Source organism: Streptomyces sp. WAC06614 (assembly GCF_003949795.1).
GTDB lineage: Bacteria > Actinomycetota > Actinomycetes > Streptomycetales > Streptomycetaceae > Streptomyces.
Window position 1 is genome coordinate 1 of the sequence record NZ_RPRY01000061.1, and the last position, 18,400, is coordinate 18,400.

Here is an 18,400-nt window from a genome sequence, read left to right on the forward strand (position 1 = left end):
TGGGAGGGTCGGTCGGCGGGGGCGGCCGAAGCCAGGGGGGCGGCGACCATCGAGGCGATGGCGGCGGCGCCGGCGACAAGGGTGATGACCGCGATTCGTGTGGATGCCATACGTCCCATCGTCGGCAAGGCCTCGACGCCGGGCCTTCGCCGATCGGTGGACGGCGGGGGCGGGTTGCGAGGCGCTGGGCCTCGGCAGCACGCCCCACCCCGCGCCGGTTGCCTCACCGTCAGCGGCCGTTGGCCTCCTTCGCGAACCGGCGGATCTCGGGGAGCTGTGCGTAGAGCTCGTCTCCGGAGCACAGCGTGTCGGTGCCGTCACGGTGGGCCGAGATCCGTTCGAAAGGATAGGTCTTGCCCGCTTCGAACTGCTTGCCGTAGTGGTTCTTCTGGGTCGCTCCGGCCTTCAGGTCCACGGTGCCGTCGGGGTCCACCCCGTGCAGCCCGAGCTTCCAGGCGGACAGGGACCCGACGGCCGACAGGGCCTGGCGGGCCGCCTTGGCGTCCATGTAGCCGCCGAGGAGCGCCACCCCGCTGGATTCGCGGTTGAAGCCGTACGTGTGGGCGCCGAGCACCGGCTTGTCGACGCCGCCCTTGCGGCCTTCGAAGATGGTTCCGCACTTGTCGACCATGAAGTTGTAGCCGACGTCCTTCCACCCGTTCCCCAGGACGTGGAGCTTCTGGACGGCGCGCGCCCTGTCCGGCGACTCCTTGCACTTGTACTTGGTGTCCGACTCTGTGGTGTGGTGCACGAACATCGCTTTGACGTCAGGGTTGTACTCGGGGTCGTGGGCGGGGTCACCCGGCTCGGTACCCGGCGGGACCATCGTCTCGTCGGCTCCCCAGCCTGCACGCGAGACGATCGGCGGCTGGCCGGCCCTGCCCGTCCCGACCTTGTCGTCGGTACCCTTGCCGCCGTTCGTGCCCGGGTGGACGAGAGTCAGCCGAGCGCCCTTCGGCAGTGCAGCACCAGCTGACTTCTGCGCACCGGCCACACGCACCTCGACGCCGTCCGAAGGCTCGACCCAGACGGAGTTGCTGGCGCCGCGGGAGCCCTTGCCGTTCTCCTCGCCGCCGGGGCCGTTCGCCTCCAGACGTACCCAGTCCGACCAGGTGCCGGTCTGCGCGTCACGCGTACGCGCCTCGACGTCGCCCGACAACTGCTCCGTGGGGTCGTCCCAATTGAGACCGAACAGTCTGAACGCATCGGTCGAACGCTGGCCTGTGAGATCGCTGACGCCCTCGTTCGCCTGAAGAGAGATCTGCTGGAGGGTCGCGGACGACGGTTCCGACTTCTCACTTTCGGCGGCCTGGGCGACACCGACCGTGCCGATACCGCTCACGCCGACGACGGCTGCTGTCATGAGGCCGAAAGCATGTCGCATCTTCATCCGACCAGCTTGGCGCTCCACGGGTTAATGCGGCGCTGCGCGAATGACTTGTTTCCGCTAACGAGCGCCCGCCCGCCTCGGACCGCGTCTTCCGACCGCTCCCGATATCGATCGTGGGCCCGACCTCCCGATCCCTGACGACTACCGATCGTCTGCCCCGACGAGAAAGTCCGATGCCCGAACGGTTGACCACTCCATCCCGCATCCAGCAGCCGTCCTGCCTTACAGTTCGTTCTCACCGTCGCCGCAGCGAGGCGAACTCAAGGTTCTGGTAAAGGAATGCGTCAGGTGGCAAAGGCTCTCGTAGTCGGACACGGAATATCGAAGGGCTTCTTCGCCGGGGAAGCTGATGTTCCGGTACCCGGCGGCACAACGCTCCGATTTGCGGGCAATCCCAAGGAGTACGTTCCGAAAGTCGCGATAGCGGCAGCACTCCTGGGGAAGGACGAAGCAAAGTGGTTCCCCCAAGTGGTACGGGGCGGGAGAGGTGTCTACTGCGACAATTACCGACTGGGCGGCGAGGGCGGCCTGGCAGGCGCAGTTCTGCACAACTTGGAAGAGTCCGCGAAAGCTGCCGGCTTCACGCTGTACGTCGTGGGGAGCGGCCCCCTCGCCGGCGTGACCAGTTATTGCTCGAACACGGACCGGTGTAAGAGGCGGGGAAGCCATGGACGCTCCTGGTGCAAGGGAGTCCTGGCGAAGGTGCGGGAAGAGGAGGTTTACCTGCTGAACTGCAGAGCGGTCGAAGCCGAAATGCTGGCGGACCGGATCTTGAAGAGGCAGAGGGTAAGGATGACCAACGCATCGGAGCGCGTCAAAGAGATCGACAAAGCCGCTTCGTCGATCCGTCGTTCCGGAAGGCCGCAGGATGCTCTTGCTCAGATGGCGAATTTCTCCACCAAAGATCCGGTAGAACTGTGGGGCCTCACATCGCAGAGCGATACGTCAGAGGCTCACGCGCGGCTCACCGCCATCGACAAGAAGAGCAAGTACCCCCTCGTCCGCAGGGCGCCGGAAACGGCAGTCAAACAAGGCTCGGACCTGAAGATCGATGTGTCGCAAATACCTCTGCCAAGGAGGTTCTCAGAGGTCAGTCCGGGCCCCTGGGCGCCCGCCTTCCTGTACTGGATGCAGAATTCGGACACCTCGCTGATCCAATATCACCTCGTCCTCTTCTTCGAGTCCGACGAATATTACAGATTTTTCATCCGGCCGGTAACAGGTGGGAACAGGCAGGGGAGAGGCTCCCGGAGCTCGAATGGATCCGTGACGCACTCCTCAGGCTCGGCCTCATGGATGTCGATCTCTCCGCGAACCTGCTGAGCGGTCTGCTTCCCGCAAACGGATCGAGCGCACATACCTTCCGGGATGTCATCGATGACCTGGAGCGCACCCTGCGCATCCTCCAGGAGAACCCCGACCCGTCTGATGCACGGAACGACGCCCTGGAATATCTGGCCGAATTCAGGGAAAGAATCTTCGCTTTTGAGAACAGTCGGACCGAGGAAGGCACGAATCACCTCTTCAATGTTCTTCTGTGTCGATTCCGGGCCAGCTACGTGGAGCAGATGCACAAGCTGCGTGAGGAGCGGAAGAACTCTTGGCGGACATGGTTCGGCTTCTGATCCCGATCCGTCAGCTCGCGTGAGTCTGCGGGCAGGACGAGCACCAGCGCCGCGAGGCACGACGCGGCGACGGCGACGATCATGCAGCCCGGGAACCGCCTCCTGCGTCAGCAGTGGCCCCTGCGGGCCTCGTGGAGCACCCGCAGGCGCGTCGGCCGGAGTTGCCGCACCCTGAGGCTGACAGGACGAGCGGCAACGCCCCCGCCACCGGGCCCGCGCCGCACACCGCGGGGCCGCCCGCCGGATCCGTACAGGATCTTGATCTCGGCGTTCCTCTTGTACGGGTCGACGGTGGCGACGATGCCGGTCACGGTGGCGGGGCGGGCCGTGCCGCTCCACACGTCGACGCCCTCGCCGCCGCCGGTGGTGCCGTCCAGGTAGCCGTACCCGAGCCATACGCGGGCGACGCCCATGCACATCCGGCTCTGCGTTCGGCAGTCGGCGCGAGTCGACCTCGGCGGCGTAGGTGCGGGCCTGGTCGTCCTCGCTGAGTGCGGGGCGGACCGAGATGCGGAACACGCGGGTCTGGTCCTCGCCGAAGTCGCCAGGTTCGGCCGCTCCCGGGCACTGCACGCAGTAGCGCCCTCAGACATCCCCCGAAGCGACATTCTTCAGTACGCCTGGTCTTTCGGCTGGGTGAGAGAGGATCAGGACGAACGTCCCTACCCTCATGTAGATCCCATTCACCCCTTCCATGGCATGGGGGCCGTCCTCGAAGATCATGGCCAGTTGCTGCGAAGGCTCCGGGAGTGTCCTGGCGGCGGGGGCAGCCACGGAGGCTGTGCTGGTCACCGCAACGGCGACCCACGGCACCCGGACCGCTCTCCGGAACGGTTACGCCACTCCTTCCCCTCCGCTCGCCATCGACCGGGGGGACGCATGCCACAGCCATCAGCACCATTGCGCACGCACAGGGCGAACAAGGACGGCGCATGCATCAAGCTCAAGTGCGCAGCAAGCTTGTTCATCCCGGGCCAGTGCTCTGGCGGACCCTCGTGAATGCGCGGCCCTGTCGGAACCGAGGCCCCCGATGAAGGCGATCCAAGGCGTCACAGCGAGCGCAGCCCTACCTGCGATGACAGTGGAGGAAGCTCAGACACCCGTGAAGGGCCTACCTCGTTCGAGGTAGGCCGCGGATCGTGCCTCCGCCGGCCGCTCCCCTGGCCACAGGCCCGGCCCGGCCCGGCTTGTCGACGTCGAGCCAGGTGACGTGCTCGCTGCACCCGTCGTGCTCGTCGTCGATCACGCACGCGACCCCGGACCTGAGCGGTGAAGCGGCTTTCCAGGGCGTTGGGCGGCGCGGACGCGGCGTACGTGCGTCACCGTCACCGCCACCGGAAGTCCGGCCAGGAGGAGGGACAGCCCCACCGGGAGCACCCCCGCCCACACCGTCGGCGAGACGTACGCGGTGCCGGACGTACCGTCCACCAGCCACGCGCGGACCGGCAGCGCATCGACGTCGCCCTCGACGGGGACGTCGAACGACGAGCCGCCGGCGGCCGGGGTGAAGGTGCCCGAGCAGGACGTCGACGTCCCCGCATTGGCCACGGTGTTGTCGTACGTCCGGCAGTCGGCTTCGGTCACGGTGCCGGGCTCGCCCCACAGCGCCGCCCGCAACTCCGCGGTGAAGCTCGTCAGTACGACATAGGCCAGAAGCAGCCCGACCAGGCACCCCAGCGCCAGCCAGGGGGCCGGTCCGACATGCTCCGGCCTGCTCCCCTGCCCGTCCAGAACGTCCCCACCCTCGCTCATCCCCACCTCGGATCGCCGACGGACCTCCATGGTGACCGATCCGAAGCGCCCCCGGAAGCGGACGAAGTCGGGCAGTTGCCCGTCGGCGTCGACCAGGTCCGAGGGTGCCGCCGGGCGGAGGCGGCCGACACGTCGCATCCGGCGCAGCGGGCTTCACCGGTGTCCCGGCCCGGACGGCCGACAATGCGTGACGGAGCGGCCGGCGGGACGGCTCCCGCTCCGGCTCCGGCTCCGGCTCCGGCTTCCGGCTCACGTGACGGGACACAGCGACCATGACGAGACATGCGAATGCCGGCGGGGGCGGGAAATCCCGAGCCAGGTTCGGCCGTCGGGACCGGGCGGTCATCGCGGCCGCCGGCATCTGCATGCTCTTGGTGCAGATGGACTTCTTCGCACTCAATCTGATGCTTCCCGTCATCGGCCGGGACTTTCACACCCCCACCACCGACCTCCAGTGGCTGTTCAGCGGCTCCATGCTCGCCCTCGGCTCCCTGTTGATCACTGCCGGCCGGGCCGCTGACCTGTGGGGCCGCAAGCGTGTGCTCGTCATCGGACTCACCGGCTACGCCATCGCTTCCGTCGGGTGCGCCGTGGCGCCGAATCCCGCCTGGCTGATTGCGGGGCGGGTCGTCCAGGGGTGCACCACGGCCCTGGTCTTCCCCGTGGCCGTCGCCGTGGTCACCGCGTACTTCCAGGACGCGCGCCGAGCACGTGCCGTCGCCATCGTGATCACCTGCGGCACGATCGGAACCATCGTGGGACCCGTCGTGGGTGGGGCCCTGGCCGAACACGTCAGCTGGCGCGCGCTGTTCCTGCTGAACCTGCCGTTCTGCCTGACCGCCATCGTGCTCCTGCTGCGGCAGGTCCCCGAGACGCGCGACGAGGAAGCCGGAGGCCGCCCCGACCTGCCCAGCGTGCTCACCCTGGCCGGCGGTGTGGCCGGCCTCCTGATCGGCGTGGACCAGGGAAAGCGCTGGGGCTGGGACTCCGCCGCGACGCTCGGCTGCATCGCCGCAGGGCTGGCGCTGCTGGCCGTGTTCCTCCGCATCGATCAGCGCTCCGAGCGACCGTTGCTCGACCTCGGGCTGCTGCGCAACCGCCTCTTCGTGGCCGTCGCACTCGCGGGAACGCTGTCCAACATGGTCCACGCTCTGATCAACCTCTTCTCCGCGATCTACCTGCAACAGGTACGCGGGCTGTCGCCGCTGGGCTCCGGCCTGGTCTTCCTGGCGCTGTCCGTGGGCCTGGGGGTCGGCAACTACTCGTCGGGGCACCTGGCGGAGCGGATTCGTCCCGAGACCCTGATCGTGGGCGGCCTGCTGCTCAGCGGCGTCAGCCTGTTCACCCTGACCTGGATGACCGACCTCGCCGCGTACACGGCGGTCTTCGCGGTGGTGGGTCTCGGGGGCGGGCTCGTCTGGGCGCTGGCGAACGTGACGACGCAGTCGTACGTCGAGCCAGGCCGCCTCGCCGCCGCGTCGGGCCTGTTCCTGACCACGATCGTGCTGTTCGGGGCCATGACGCTGGCCGTGGGCTCCACCCTCCTGGAGGCGATCAGCGGCTCGGCGGTGCACGCGGCCTCCGACGGCCCTGCCATCAACACCCTGCTGCGCGGGGCCGCGCTGCTCTCGGTCCTGGGATCCGCTGCCTTGAGCCTGGCGATCCGGGGCCGGCGGCCGGTCGGGGGACCGTGACGAGAACGGCGTAACGCCGGTCCACGGGGCCGCGAGGTACCGCCCAGGTACTTCGGGCGCCTCGGGTCCACCCCGTCACGGGGCTCCGGCAGGAGCTGAGCGCACATCGTCGACGACCGACCTGATCGCGTCGGTGACCACCTGCGGCGAGTAGAGGTAGATGTCGTGCCCACTGTGGGTCTCGGTGATGTGCTGCTTGGCGTGGAGCGCCTTGCTCAGCTGGTCGAGCGCGGCCAGCGAGTCCTTGAAGGCGACCCTCTCGCCCTTCCGCTCCGCGGGCGGCAGCAGGTCGAGACGCCACGGCTTGTCCGCGGAGAGCACGATGGCGGGCACCCGCGGCATCGGTGGCGCCGCGTTGATCCTCCTGAACGCGTCCATGATGTGGACGCCTTCCCTCACCTGCGGTGAGGTCCTGGCGTTCGTCGTGTCCCAGTTCTTGAGCGCGCCGGGGCTGATGACGTCGGCTATGAGTTCGGTGACGGTGTCGACCATCACCAGGCCGGCGACGTTCCGCGGGTGCGTACGGGCGTACAGCGTCGCGATCAAGCCCCCGTACGAGTGGGCGACCAGTACGTAGGGTCCGGGTTCGCCGAGCGAGGTGAGGAGCGCGTTCAGATCGTCCACGGCGAGGTCGAGGGTGTGGGGCTGGGGCCTCGGGGTGGTCGTGCCGGGCCCGGTGCGGATGCCGGGCCGGTCGTACGCGCACACCCGGGTGAAGCGGGAGACCTGGGAGAACACCGAGTCGTCGCTCAGGTGCACGCCGGTGGTCCGCCACGGGAGGTCGTCACCGGGCGCCCGGTGGATGGGGTCGGCCGGGTCCAGCACGGACTTCCAGTCCTCGACGCCGTTGCCCTTGCCTGCAATGAGGATCACCGTCGGGGAGCCCTTCCCCCTGCATTCGGTGTAGATCTTCCGGCCCCCGCCGACATCTACGAGCCCGCGGAAGTCGCGCTGCTCACGGGCGGTCGGCGCCGGCGTCGGCGTCGGCGTCGGCGGGAGCGGGGGCGCAGGCGTGGGCGTGGGGGAGGCCGAGCGGGAGGCGGCCGGAGCGGCAAGGGACGGCGAGGCGAACCCGCCGCCGCTGGCCGAGGCTCCGGCGTACCCCGCCGCGCCCCAGGTCAGCGCACACGACACCGCCACGGCGAGCACACGGCGCGCGCCGTGCCCGCGACCGGCGCTGCTCCAGGCCATGGCCGCCTCCTCCCGAAGCTCCGGGACCGGCACCACGGCCGCGAACCCCGCGCCGGCCCTTTCGCAGAGATCGCCGGTGCTCCCTCCGTGTGGGCAGGACTCCCACGGGATAAGCACCCGGACAACCATCGTCCCTCCGCCCCGCACAGGCCGCCTACCGGAGCGGACTGCGCCGCCACGGTGCCCTGGAGTGCGACGGTGACGGTGCCGGTGATGAACCGGCGGAACCCGGTGAGCTCCCCTCTGATCACGTGCCGTTCGCAGGCGCCCGGGGCGACCCGTTCTTGAAGCTGGCGCTGGAACCGACCGACGAGGCGATGCCCGCTGCGACGAGATCTCAGAGCCGACAGATCGCCCGCCACCAAAACACCGGCAGGACAGTCGGAACGGTTCAGAGAAGCCGGAACGGTTCAGCTTGGTAGGCCAACGAGGTGGCATCTGCCTGTTTCGCTCAAGACACAGGTGTTTTTGTCGGTTTCTCTCATAAAGTCCGTGGCCGGGCTGAGCCGAATCTGCCCGGCGGGTTCATCCATCCCGAGGAGCACTGCATGAGCCGTGAGTACCGCGCCAGGTCGCCTCTTGGTCCCACCCCCCGCAGTCGGGCATGGATGGCAGGCAGTGCCCTGGCCACGCTCTCCTTCGTGGGCATGGCGAGCCCCGTCGTCGCGATGGTCCAGCCGACCACCGCAGGCGTGACCACTCCCGTGCCGTCAACAGACGAAGGCAATGGCTGCAAGCCGTACTACAAGCCGCCGCACAGCCGACCCCCGTACGGCGGGCACGACAAGTGCCCGCCGTTCGGTCCGAAGGGCGCCACCGGCCCTACAGGTCCGGCGGGCGCCACCGGCGCCACCGGCGCGACGGGCGCGGCGGGTGCGACGGGACCGGCCGGCGCCACCGGCGCGGCGGGTGCGACGGGTCTGGCAGGTGCGACCGGTCCGGCGGGTGCGACGGGCGCGGACGGTGCGACGGGTCCGGCAGGTGCGACGGGTCCGGCGGGTGCGACGGGCGCGGACGGTGCGACGGGTCCGGCAGGTGCGACGGGTCCGGCGGGTGCGACGGGCGCGGACGGTGCGACGGGTCCGGCAGGTGCGACGGGTCCGGCAGGCGCCACGGGCGCGGACGGTGCGACGGGTCCGGCGGGCGCCACGGGTCCGGCGGGTGCGACGGGTCCGGCAGGTGCGACGGGTCCGGCGGGCGCCACGGGTCCGGCAGGTGCGACGGGTCCGGCGGGCGCCACGGGTCCGGCGGGCGCTACCGGCGCCATCAGTGTCACCGAGGTACTCGGGCCGCTCGTCGCGGTGAACGGCAACACTCCAGCTACGAGCACTGCCGACTGCCCGATGGGCCAGGTAGCAATCGGCGGTGGCTTCTCTGCATCCTCCACCCTTATCTTCCCGTCGGTGTCCGCCCGCCCCCCTGGCGACAACGACAGCTGGACGGTTACGTTCCGAAACACTGCCAACAACGGCACCGGAACGGCTCGCGCCATCGTGTATTGCTCACCGTGAGGGAACGGCGAATCTGGGCGCCGGCAGTCGCTGAGATTGATGGCATCCGGGGCGATGTCGGCAGTTGCCCGTCGGCGTCGCGCAGGTCCGCCAGAACGCGGTACTGCCGCTGCCGGTCCAGGAGCCAGGGGCAGTTCCGGTCCGTGTCGAACGCGGCGAGCGGTGCGGCCCGGGGGGTTGCGGTGCCCTGGTGCTTCCCTGAGACCGTTCTAGGCGCCTTTGCGGCGGGGGTTGGCCCTGTACGAGCGGACCATCCGGCGAGGGCAGCCGGTCCCGCTCCCCGGACACATAGTCCTGCCGGCTCCGGCCCTCCACAGCCTGCCGGCTCCGCCCCTCCACAGCCCGCCGGCCAGGAGTCTGCGGTCGGCCCGCAACGAGCCTCGGCGCCATCTACGGCTACGGCAGCAACGGCTCGCTCAACGACCACGCTTCATCGGACACCGACAGTCGCACCACAAACGGCTTCTGCTGGGTTCTTCCAGTGACATGCACAGAAACCGCGCCTACCCCGTGGATGGAAACAGGTGTACTCCAAGATCGAGCAGAGGGGATTCCGCGCCCAGGCAATCATTCTTGCCGCTGTACTGTTGGCCTTGGTGGCGACCAGTATGCAAGCCACGGGCGTGAGTGAGGGGGGCGGTGGCCCTTGTCCGGCGGGTGTCGCGCAACCCCGGCTCACCTCCGAATACAAGAGCGGCGTTGAAACGGCACTGCGCTCGAAGGAAGACATCTGGGGGGAAAAAGTACTGGCGAGTCGGAACGGACCGACCTACGACAATGTCAAAGGTTATCTGACTCCCCTCATGTACGTTCGCCAGCCGGTACATCTCGGCCCGATGACGGACACGGGCGTCTATTATATTCCGTTCGGTTTTCCGAAAGAATTGACCGGCCGTGGGGCAGTGGCTCTTCATGTGGCAGATGGCAGCCAAATCATGAGCAATCACTGGAACGGCAGGAACTTGAAAGTTTTCGTAGGACACGGCGACGAGCGGTACGGGGCTTGTCTTGCCAACCTCAAAGGACCGCATCTATCCCGAGGGTACCTCCCCGTTCTGGAATCAGAATACAAGGACGCGCAGGGCGTTTCCTATCGCCAGCAGTCATTTGCGGCGCACATTCCCGGCACCGATCTAGCTGCGAGCTTCATCAGAATTACCGCGTCGGGTGGAGGTAAGTCCAATTCGGCCACTATCAAGCTGCGCGAGGTGTGTGGCCGTACAGCATGTGGACTATCCGCTCGGGACAACCGACTTGTGAGAGACGGGAAGACGTTCCTGTACTTCACTCCAGGAGCCAAATTCGACGGCACGGACTTGACATACGACGTCAAACCCGCCGGGCATTCCACCGATGCCTACCTCGTCCGTCCGGTCGATGCGGCACGCGTTCCTCGCGACCTCAAGGCCGGCCCTCAGAGCCATAGCGAAGCCAGGGAGCGCACCCAAAGCTACTGGGACCGACGCCTTGATGGGCGAGCAGTTGTCGAGGTACCCGAGCAGCGTGTCAACCATGCGACCAAAGCGCTTCTGATCCAGAACCTGCTGATGGCTTGGCGCTACAGCCTCGGAAACAGCTACGAGGATTTCTATCAGGCCGAGAGCAGCGACACGGTCGGCACGCTCGGGCATCTCGGCTTCACAGAGATGTACGCATCGTCCCTTGCAGACTTGCTTCCATTGACGAAAGGGCGGGACCGACGGAATTTCGAGATGGGTGCGAAACTTCTGCATGCCGCCGATTATTGGCATCTCACACACGACACGCCCTTTCTCCTGAAGAACGAGCCAACGTACTCCGCCTTCCTGGAGGACCTCATCAAACAGAATGCTGCTGACCCGAACAACCTGCTCGAGCGTCAGCGGTATTCGAGTGACATCGCACGAACTGTATACGGGCTTCATCAGATCGGCCTCGCCCAACGTGGCGCCCAAGTAATTTCTCAGGTCTGGCTGGAGCTGGGGTATGAAGATCGCGGACAGCGATACGCCGACTTTGCGGCCAAACTGAAGGAGGGCTATGAGAGGGCCGTGCGCAAATCGCGCGTGACGCTCGCGGACGGCTCACTCTTCACACCTGTCAGCTTGCTCGACAACGAGAAGCCGTGGGACCCGATCACCGAGCAGGTCCTTGGGGGGTATTGGAACCTCGTGTCGCACTACGGTTTTGCCTCCGACGTGTACGCGCCCGGAGGTCCAGAGGCTACTGAGACTCTCCAGTACGTGTTGCAGCACGGTGGCCGGCTTCTCGGCCTACTGCGAGCGCATGGATCGGCACACAATAACGTCTACGAGGTTGAGCAACTTAAATTCCTTGCAGCCAATGACCAGGCGGACCAGCTGGTGCTCAGCTTCTACGGGAAGCTGGCGCACGGAATGACGCGCGACACCTTCATCTCCGGGGAGGCGCACAATGTCGGCCCCATTCTGACCAAATGGCCACCCTGTCGAGGAGAAGACACCTGCATCGCACCATCCCCCGAAAAAGGATGGACGAAAGACGAGTATTACCGAGCAATGTACCTTCCACCGAACAGCGCCAACAACACCTCCCTTCTGGAAGCGCTCCGGCTCATGTTGGCACATACTCCCGCGGACTCACACGGACGACATGAATCCCTGGAGCTCGCATACTTTACCCCGCGCGGATGGATGGAGCAGGGAAACCACATTACCGTCAGAGGCCTCCCCACCCCTTTCGGTCCTCTTACCTACTCCCTCACATCAGACATCGATTCGGGACAAGTCCAAGGCTTTGTGGACGTCCCTGATCGGAATCCGGCACAAAGTGTGTCGCTACGGATCCGCGTACCCGAAGGACACCGGTTGTCAGCCGTGTCGGTCAACGGTGTACCGTGGCAGAGATTTAGTTCCGAAGAAGAGACCGTGGATTTGTCCGGCCTCAGCGGACACGTTTCCGTAGTGGCGACCTACGGTGCCGGTTCGCCAAAGCCGCGAGGTGGGTGCGCGGGTTGCGGAAGGAAAACTGAGTCTACTTCTTAGTCTGCAAGGCCGGGCTGGGACTCGACTTCGCGCCGGTTCGGTGCACGACCAATGGATCGCCTAGTAGACGGACCGGCACGCACGTGATCCCGAGAAGGGCCACGGTTCGGGAACGCGGCGGATTACCCGGACCGCAGTGGGCGGTGCCGGAGCCGCTATTGCCGAAGGAGGGCGCCAGGGCGGGGCGGCCACCCGCCCGGCCCCGGAGCCGGCTGATCGAGGGCATACGGTTTCAGGACCGCACCGGTGTTCCGTGGCGGGACGTGCCCGCCGAGTACGGACCGCGGAGCCGGATCTACGACCTGTTCCGCCGATGGCAGCGGAGCGGGACCAGGCACCGGACCCCCACCCGGCTCCAGTCCCTGGCCGACGCGAAGGGGGCGATCAAAAGGGACCTGAGCGTCGACTCCACGGTGTGCGGTGCCCATGAGCATGCGGACGCGGCCCGCGAGCAGGGCGACCTGCAGAAGGAACCGCCGGCCGGCATCTTCAACGAGCCCCGTGATCACGGACTGGGAAGACCACGCGGCGGGTCACCACGCCCCGTCCACGGCAAGACCGTCCACGTCCACCGCCCCGGCACCAGCTGAAGCTCGGCCGCCGGGCCGCGTCGACTCGGACGGGCTCCGGCGCCGGTTCCTCTCCCTCGTGCGGGTGGAGCTGGGCCCGCCGGCGAACCGCCTCGGTTCCACCGCCGTCGCCCGCCGGCGTTTGAGGCGCGGGGCGGGGCGGAGCCTCCGTAACCGGAGCCAGGGCCCGGCCCCGGGACGGAGCCCCGGCCCTGCTCAGGCACACCCCGTGTCCGGGCCCGGACGACGGCAACGGCGAACTGGCCTGAGGCACGAGGGGGAGAACGGATGGCGCTGCGACAGCACCCCCGTCGCAGGCCCCGGGGTAAAGATCGCCTAAAGAACGGGGAGACGCTGCCGAAACGCCGCGCCTGGTGAGCTGGGTACCGCAGACGGCCACAAGGGGCGTCTACGGAAAGGGATAGATCATGAACCTTGGTCAGAATCTTCGTCGCAAGACCACCCTCATCCTGGGAGGCGGGGCACTCACGGTGCTCGCGTTGGGTGGCGTCGCCGCCGCACAGAGCCCGGACAGCGGCAGCAAGCCCTCCGGTGAGACGGGCAAGTACGCGACCGTGGACAAGAACGGCAAGCTGACCTTCAGCGACACCGACCCCTCCGCGGGCAAGGACCGCGCCCCCGCCCAGGAGGGGACGGGCAAGTACGCGACCGTGGACAAGAACGGCAAGCTGACCTTCAGCGACACCGACCCCTCCGCGGGCAAGGACCGCGCCCCCGCCCAGCCGGCACAGAAGTGAGGATCTCCGGGCCCTGAGGCTGTCGAGGGCTCAGAGCCCGGGTCACAGATCCGGTGATGGCCGTATGGCGCCGGGTGGTGCCATGGCCCCCCTGGGGACATGGCACCACCGCCCGCACGGCCTCTGTCCGTCCATGTGAGGGCGGACCCCTCCCCCGGTGCGGGGACCGGTCGGCTCTCCCGCACGGCAGTCCGGTCGGCCAGAGTGGGCATCGAGGCTTGTCCCGCCCGGAAACGGGTGGGGCCGTGCGGGTCCGGGACGGGAGGTTGTGGGATGCGGGTGCTGGTGGCCGAGGACGAGCCGGTCCTGGCGAGGATGCTGGGGGCTGGGTTGCGTCGGGAGGGCATGGCGGTGGACGTGGTGCGCGACGGAAATGCGGTGCGTGACCTGCTGGAGCTGACCGAATACGACGTTCTCGTCCTTGACCGGGACCTGCCAGGTACCCACGGTGACACGCTGTGCCGCTCGCTGGCCGCGTCCGATACACGGACCAGGATTCTGATGCTCACCGCTGCCGGGACGTTGCACGACCGGGTGCGCGGGCTGGGGCTGGGGGCGGACGACTACCTCTGCAAGCCGTTCGAGTTTCCCGAACTCGTCGCGCGGATCCAGGCCCTGGCCCGCCGCGCCGCACCCGCCACCCCGCCACGGCTGCGGCATGCCGGTCTCACTCTGGACACAGTCCGCCGCAACGCCGAGCGGGACGGCCGCACGCTGTCCCTCACTGCGAAGGAATTCGGGGTGCTGCGGGTACTGATGGAGGCCGACGGGGGCGTGGTCAGCGCCGAAGAACTGCTGGAGCGGGTCTGGGACGCGCACGCCGATCCGTTCACCGGGGCGGTCCGTGTCACTATGAGCAAGCTCCGCGCCAAACTCGGCGCCCCCGACCCGATCCGCACCCTCCCCGGCAGCGGCTACGCATTGTGCTGAAACGCCGCACCGTCCGCACCCGTATCGCTGTCACCTTCGGCTGCGCCTTCCTCGCACTGGGCGCTCTCCTGCTGACCGCCGTCTACCTGCTCACACAGCACGGCACCGACGCGCTGGCCGTGAAGATCGCACAAAGAGCCCGACAACCCGGCTCCCAGGAGGCCCAGCCCTCGACCGGCCACACCGCCTCCCCAGGCGTGACGTTGCCGGGTACCGATGGAACCACCATCACCACGGTCAGCCGGCAGGTCACCGACGCCGCAGCCCAGCAACAGCTCCTGTGGTCCATCGTCGCCCTGGCCGCAGCCGCCCTGCTGGCCGCCCTGGTCGGCTGGTGGACTGCGGCCCGGCTCCTGCGCCCCGTACACGAGATGACCACCACCGTCCGCCGGATCAGCGCGACCAACCTCCACCAACGCCTCGCCGCCGGCACACCCCACGACGAGATCACCGAACTCGCCGACACCTTCGACGACCTCCTGAACCGCCTCGAAAGCACCTTCGATGCCCAGAAGCGCTTCATCGCCAACGCTTCCCACGAACTACGCACCCCTCTCGCAGTCCAACGCAGCCTCATCCAGGTCGGCCTACGCGATCCCGACCCGGCCGAACTCGAACAGGTCCGCAACGACCTGCTCGACGTCAACCGCCGCAGCGAGAAACTCATCGACGCCCTGATCCTGCTCGCCCAGGGCCAACACGGCCTGTGTGGACGCGAGGGAATCGACTGGACGGCACTCGTCGCCCGCGAGACCGAGGCAGCGGCCGACGCCGCCCGCAGCGCGCAGGTCACGCTCCGCCTCACGCAGCGACCCGCCACCACCCACGGCGACCCGATCCTGCTCACCCACCTGGTCCGCAATCTGATCGACAACGCCGTCACCCACAACCACCCGGGCGGCACCGTCGACATCCACGTCGATCAGAGCGGGCTCCGTATCTGCAACACCGGACCACGGCTGGACGACAAGACCGCCACCGAACTCCTCGAACCCTTCCGCCGCGGCCCCCGACCCCGGCTGAACACCCCCACCGACGGATCCGGCCTGGGCCTGTCCATCGTGCAGGCCATCGCCACCGCCCACCGCGCCGCCTTCACCGCGCAAGCCAACCCCGACGGCGGCCTCACCACCTGCATCCGCCTCCCCGACCTCGCAGGGACTGGCACGGTGCTCGCATAAATGGAGTGTGAGAGTTCTGCGACAGCCCCCGCCGGCAGCGTCTGCCGCACCCGCGGCGGGAAGACCGCCCCGCGCTCTCCGTCGTGCGCGCGCCCCGCACCGACCGGCCAGTGCGGATCGGGCAAGCGAGGACATCGACCGTCCGGCAGGAGCCGGCGAGCCGGCTCGACGCCCTCCACGTCGCGGAGTACCCCAAGGTCTTCTCCGAGCAGATCAGCACACGCCTCAAGGTCCGGCCCGAGCTGGAGAAGGCTCTCGGGCCGGCCCGCCAGTTCAAGGAGGCCCGCGCACCGGGCTGGGTCCGCCACGAACCCGGGCAGGGTCGGTGGCGAACCCGACCAGACGTCGTCCTTGCAGACCGGGCCTACTCATCCCGGGCAATCGCAGCCATCTTGATCTGGACGCGGGCCCAGCTTCGGGTCAGCGGGAGCTGTGCGCTGCCTGGAGGGCCGTCCACTCCAGGACGGGGAACTCGTACCCCCAGCGCCTCCTGTACCCGTCTGTCCCATGCTCGGAGAGAAGGTTCTCGATCATGGCCATGAAGGCCCTGACAAATGCCTCTGTCGGCAGCCGACCTGCCCAGACCAGCCTCGCCCACCAGGACGACGGCTCGTTCAGGTCCGCGAACTCCACGATCTGAACGAAGACATCCTTCTCTCTCTGGTTGAAGAAGACTCTCGTCCCGCTCGGCTCGTCGAAGAACGTAACGAAGGTCGCACTGCACCCAAGGTGCAGATCCCGGACACCGTTCATGAACCCGGCCAGGACCTCGGGCCCTACATAGGAGGCGTGCACCTTCTGTTCCGCATCATTCACCGACCACGACCAGTGGCCGACCCAGACCCGCCGAGTTTCCAGGACATGCTCTGGCCATGCGCCAAAGAAACGTCGAATGGACTGTGAACCATGCCTTCCCCCTGTGCCAGGCGATGCTGGCCCTAGAAATCGCCGAGCCGACCACGACTCGCGCACAAGCAAGACGATGCCACAGACGGATCTGAGAGCTGCTCCCACTCGTACTACCGCTCGCGGCCCCGCTCATGGACGCAGTCGCCCTCTACGGCCTCACCCCCGGGACGGCCTCGGCCCCCGCCACCACCTGGGCCGCCTTTTGCCCCGCCCAACTTGCCCTCGCGGCCGCCGGTAAGGGCCCCTCGACGGGCGGGCTTGCAGGGAGGTGGGGCGGATCGCCCGGCTGGGACGCACGACGGCGAGGTCCTGGTGCCGGCTGCACACCGACCTTTCTGCGCCAGCCGCCCGGAACCCGACGCGCCCGGAATGCAGAACCTCGTCGCCGGGCGTGAGTGTCGGGCCGCCCGAACGACCGTCCCGGTGAACACCTCACCCGCTCCGCCTTCCGGCTCCACCGTGAGAGCGGCTCAGGGTCCGCCTTTTGACCTGTCTGTGGAGGGATCCCGCCGGGGGCGGGCGCCGCCTAGGTTCATGATCAAGAACGCTCGCTGCCGGAAACCACCGGACCCGAGCCTCCACTTGTCCCGAAAGAGACTGTCTTGATCCTCGCATTGTTTGCCAAGACGGGTATGCGCAACCTCGCCGTCATGGGAATCGCGGCGGCCACCGCGTGCGCTGTCCTGTCCACGGCGACCACTGCCACGGCAGCCCCGCGACCGGCCGCCTCCACGGCCGCCGCACCGCGCGCGGCGGCACCGGCCGACCAGCCGCTCGTGGACCAGCTCGTCCGTGACATCACAGCCGCCCGCGGCACCCTGGCGGCGGGGGAGAGCACTGTCGTCTACGACAACGGCGATGCCGCGCTCACCCTGCACAAGCAGGCCGACGGCAGCCTCGTGCTGGCGGGCGGCGGCTCCCTCTCCGCCGCGCAGGCCGGCAGCTTCTGCCACAGTGCCGCGATGGCCGCCGTCTACACGATCGGCGCCGCCGCTTTTGCCGCAGCGGCGGCAGCGGGGGGAATCACGGTGATCGGTATCGCGGTCTCCGCTGAGGCGGCATCAGCACTCTCCACCGCCCTGACAGTTGGTGCAGGTGTCTCAGGCCTCGTCTCCATGTACATCTGCTGACTACATGGACGCCCTCGTCTTCGTCCTGGCCTCACTGGCGATTCTTCACGGGCCGGCGTACCTGTTCCTGATGAAGCGCGAAGGAGGACTCCCCAGGTGGTACCTCTGGAGCCTCATAGTTGTCAGTCTCTGCCTCGGGGCGACCCAGGTGGTCAAGCTAGTGGAATAGCACCCGGACGCTGGTAGAAGAGCCCCGTTCCAAACTTTTGGAACGGGGCCCACCGTCGAGGGATGGTGCGGTGGCGCCCCCTGGCTCCCGCACATGTCGTGCGGGAGCCACGGGGCGCCTCTTGCGCCCCTCGGGGCGGCCGTTACGCCACTCACGGCCAGTCCGAGGGTTGACGCCGACGAGGCGGCTGGCCTCGGGCTTCCGTATCCGAGCCGCATGAGCCGCAGCTCGATCGCGCCTCAGCCCTGCTCCGCAAGATCGACGGCGCGGCTACGTGGACCAGACCGTCCCTCCGACACGGAGATCGCAGCGGCCGTCACCAAGCACGTCGGCGCCACCATCACGGCCGACGTCATCGCCGGTCCGCGCGCCGGGCACATCACCGACGTGTCGACCGCGATGCGCGAGGGCCTGGCCCGCGCCCTCCGGGTCGGCGTCGAGATCTTCCAGGACGCTGCGGCGTTCCACCCGAGGGTCGGCGAGTTCCTCGACGCAGTCGGGTTCCTCGCCTCGATCCGCCGGGGGCAGATCCTTGTGAGGTCGTGTGGGTGGGGGGTGGGGGGGAAGCACGGGCTGCCCCCCGGGTTCC

14 protein-coding genes and 1 pseudogene are annotated in these 18,400 nt (G+C 68.0%); 9 read left to right on the forward strand and 6 right to left on the reverse strand.

What is annotated here, in order from left to right:
- Positions 1 to 229: 229 nt before the first annotated feature.
- A complete protein-coding gene (locus tag EF918_RS11335; RefSeq protein ID WP_185921698.1) occupies positions 230 to 1,363 on the reverse strand; it encodes an N-acetylmuramoyl-L-alanine amidase in 1,134 nt (377 codons plus the stop codon).
- Positions 1,364 to 1,678: 315 nt separating this feature from the next.
- Here EF918_RS11335 and EF918_RS11340 point away from each other — a divergent pair, with 315 nt between their 5' ends.
- Complete coding sequence (locus EF918_RS11340) at positions 1,679 to 2,713, forward strand: hypothetical protein (protein ID WP_125644401.1); 1,035 nt, start codon at positions 1,679 to 1,681, stop codon at positions 2,711 to 2,713.
- Positions 2,683 to 3,015, forward strand: a complete 333-nt coding sequence (locus EF918_RS11345) for a hypothetical protein (protein WP_125644403.1) — start codon at positions 2,683 to 2,685, stop codon at positions 3,013 to 3,015. Before EF918_RS11340 ends, EF918_RS11345 begins: the two co-directional genes overlap by 31 nt.
- A gap of 107 nt (positions 3,016 to 3,122) precedes the next feature.
- Here the strand turns inward: EF918_RS11345 and EF918_RS11350 are convergent, their stop codons facing one another.
- Together EF918_RS11350 and EF918_RS11355 are read right to left on the reverse strand one after the other, a co-directional pair.
- Positions 3,123 to 3,428 (reverse strand): hypothetical protein, encoded by a 306-nt coding sequence (locus EF918_RS11350; RefSeq protein ID WP_125644405.1) that lies wholly within the window; start codon positions 3,426 to 3,428, stop codon positions 3,123 to 3,125.
- A gap of 829 nt (positions 3,429 to 4,257) precedes the next feature.
- The gene (locus EF918_RS11355; protein ID WP_125644407.1) at positions 4,258 to 4,905 is read right to left on the reverse strand and encodes a hypothetical protein; all 648 of its coding nucleotides are present in this window, start codon (positions 4,903 to 4,905) and stop codon (positions 4,258 to 4,260) included.
- A 227-nt stretch (positions 4,906 to 5,132) separates the two neighbouring features.
- Here EF918_RS11355 and EF918_RS11360 point away from each other — a divergent pair, with 227 nt between their 5' ends.
- Entirely contained in the window at positions 5,133 to 6,461 is a 1,329-nt protein-coding gene (locus EF918_RS11360) for an MFS transporter (RefSeq protein WP_260610074.1), read from the forward strand.
- A gap of 75 nt (positions 6,462 to 6,536) precedes the next feature.
- Here EF918_RS11360 and EF918_RS11365 read toward each other — a convergent pair whose 3' ends face one another.
- Both EF918_RS11365 and EF918_RS38080 read right to left on the reverse strand, forming a co-directional pair.
- On the reverse strand, positions 6,537 to 7,652 hold the full coding sequence (locus EF918_RS11365) for an alpha/beta fold hydrolase (protein ID WP_185921700.1): 1,116 nt from the start codon (positions 7,650 to 7,652) through the stop codon (positions 6,537 to 6,539).
- Positions 7,653 to 9,221: 1,569 nt separating this feature from the next.
- Positions 9,222 to 9,405 (reverse strand): annotated as a pseudogene (locus tag EF918_RS38080) (hypothetical protein); the annotation flags it as partial.
- A gap of 282 nt (positions 9,406 to 9,687) precedes the next feature.
- On the opposite strand from EF918_RS38080, the gene EF918_RS11380 reads away from it, so the two are divergent.
- The 5 genes from EF918_RS11380 to EF918_RS11400 all read left to right on the forward strand — a co-directional run bounded on the left by EF918_RS11380 (position 9,688) and on the right by EF918_RS11400 (position 15,603).
- The gene (locus EF918_RS11380) at positions 9,688 to 12,165 is read left to right on the forward strand and encodes a hypothetical protein (protein WP_125644411.1); all 2,478 of its coding nucleotides are present in this window, start codon (positions 9,688 to 9,690) and stop codon (positions 12,163 to 12,165) included.
- Positions 12,166 to 12,308: 143 nt separating this feature from the next.
- Positions 12,309 to 12,755 (forward strand): transposase, encoded by a 447-nt coding sequence (locus EF918_RS11385; RefSeq protein WP_260610075.1) that lies wholly within the window; start codon positions 12,309 to 12,311, stop codon positions 12,753 to 12,755.
- Between the two features lie 407 nt (positions 12,756 to 13,162).
- Positions 13,163 to 13,492 carry a hypothetical protein gene (locus EF918_RS11390; protein WP_125644413.1) on the forward strand — a complete coding sequence of 110 codons (330 nt, stop codon included), beginning with the start codon at positions 13,163 to 13,165 and terminating at the stop codon, positions 13,490 to 13,492.
- Between the two features lie 273 nt (positions 13,493 to 13,765).
- Positions 13,766 to 14,422 carry a response regulator transcription factor gene (locus tag EF918_RS11395; RefSeq protein ID WP_125644415.1) on the forward strand — a complete coding sequence of 219 codons (657 nt, stop codon included), beginning with the start codon at positions 13,766 to 13,768 and terminating at the stop codon, positions 14,420 to 14,422.
- On the forward strand, positions 14,416 to 15,603 hold the full coding sequence (locus EF918_RS11400) for a HAMP domain-containing sensor histidine kinase (protein ID WP_260610077.1): 1,188 nt from the start codon (positions 14,416 to 14,418) through the stop codon (positions 15,601 to 15,603). Before EF918_RS11395 ends, EF918_RS11400 begins: the two co-directional genes overlap by 7 nt.
- A 420-nt stretch (positions 15,604 to 16,023) precedes the next feature.
- On the opposite strand, the gene EF918_RS36895 is transcribed toward EF918_RS11400, so the two are convergent.
- Positions 16,024 to 16,398, reverse strand: coding sequence for a hypothetical protein (locus tag EF918_RS36895; protein ID WP_185921703.1), 375 nt, complete (start codon positions 16,396 to 16,398; stop codon positions 16,024 to 16,026).
- A gap of 716 nt (positions 16,399 to 17,114) precedes the next feature.
- Here EF918_RS36895 and EF918_RS11415 point away from each other — a divergent pair.
- Positions 17,115 to 17,642, forward strand: coding sequence for a hypothetical protein (locus tag EF918_RS11415; protein ID WP_125644419.1), 528 nt, complete (start codon positions 17,115 to 17,117; stop codon positions 17,640 to 17,642).
- Positions 17,643 to 18,400 lie beyond the last annotated feature (758 nt).

What these genes read in the sequence shown, in the direction of transcription:
- EF918_RS11395 (WP_125644415.1), top strand. Translation starts at nt 13,766, where the DNA reads ATGCGGGTGCTGGTGGCCGAGGACGAGCCGGTCCTGGCGAGGATGCTG.
- EF918_RS11355 (WP_125644407.1), bottom strand. Translation starts at nt 4,905, where the DNA reads ATGCGACGTGTCGGCCGCCTCCGCCCGGCGGCACCCTCGGACCTGGTC.
- EF918_RS11335 (WP_185921698.1), bottom strand. Translation starts at nt 1,363, where the DNA reads ATGACAGCAGCCGTCGTCGGCGTGAGCGGTATCGGCACGGTCGGTGTC.
- EF918_RS11390 (WP_125644413.1), top strand. Translation starts at nt 13,163, where the DNA reads ATGAACCTTGGTCAGAATCTTCGTCGCAAGACCACCCTCATCCTGGGA.
- EF918_RS11360 (WP_260610074.1), top strand. Translation starts at nt 5,133, where the DNA reads ATGCTCTTGGTGCAGATGGACTTCTTCGCACTCAATCTGATGCTTCCC.
- EF918_RS11345 (WP_125644403.1), top strand. Translation starts at nt 2,683, where the DNA reads ATGGATGTCGATCTCTCCGCGAACCTGCTGAGCGGTCTGCTTCCCGCA.
- EF918_RS11365 (WP_185921700.1), bottom strand. Translation starts at nt 7,652, where the DNA reads ATGGCCTGGAGCAGCGCCGGTCGCGGGCACGGCGCGCGCCGTGTGCTC.
- EF918_RS11350 (WP_125644405.1), bottom strand. Translation starts at nt 3,428, where the DNA reads ATGGGCGTCGCCCGCGTATGGCTCGGGTACGGCTACCTGGACGGCACC.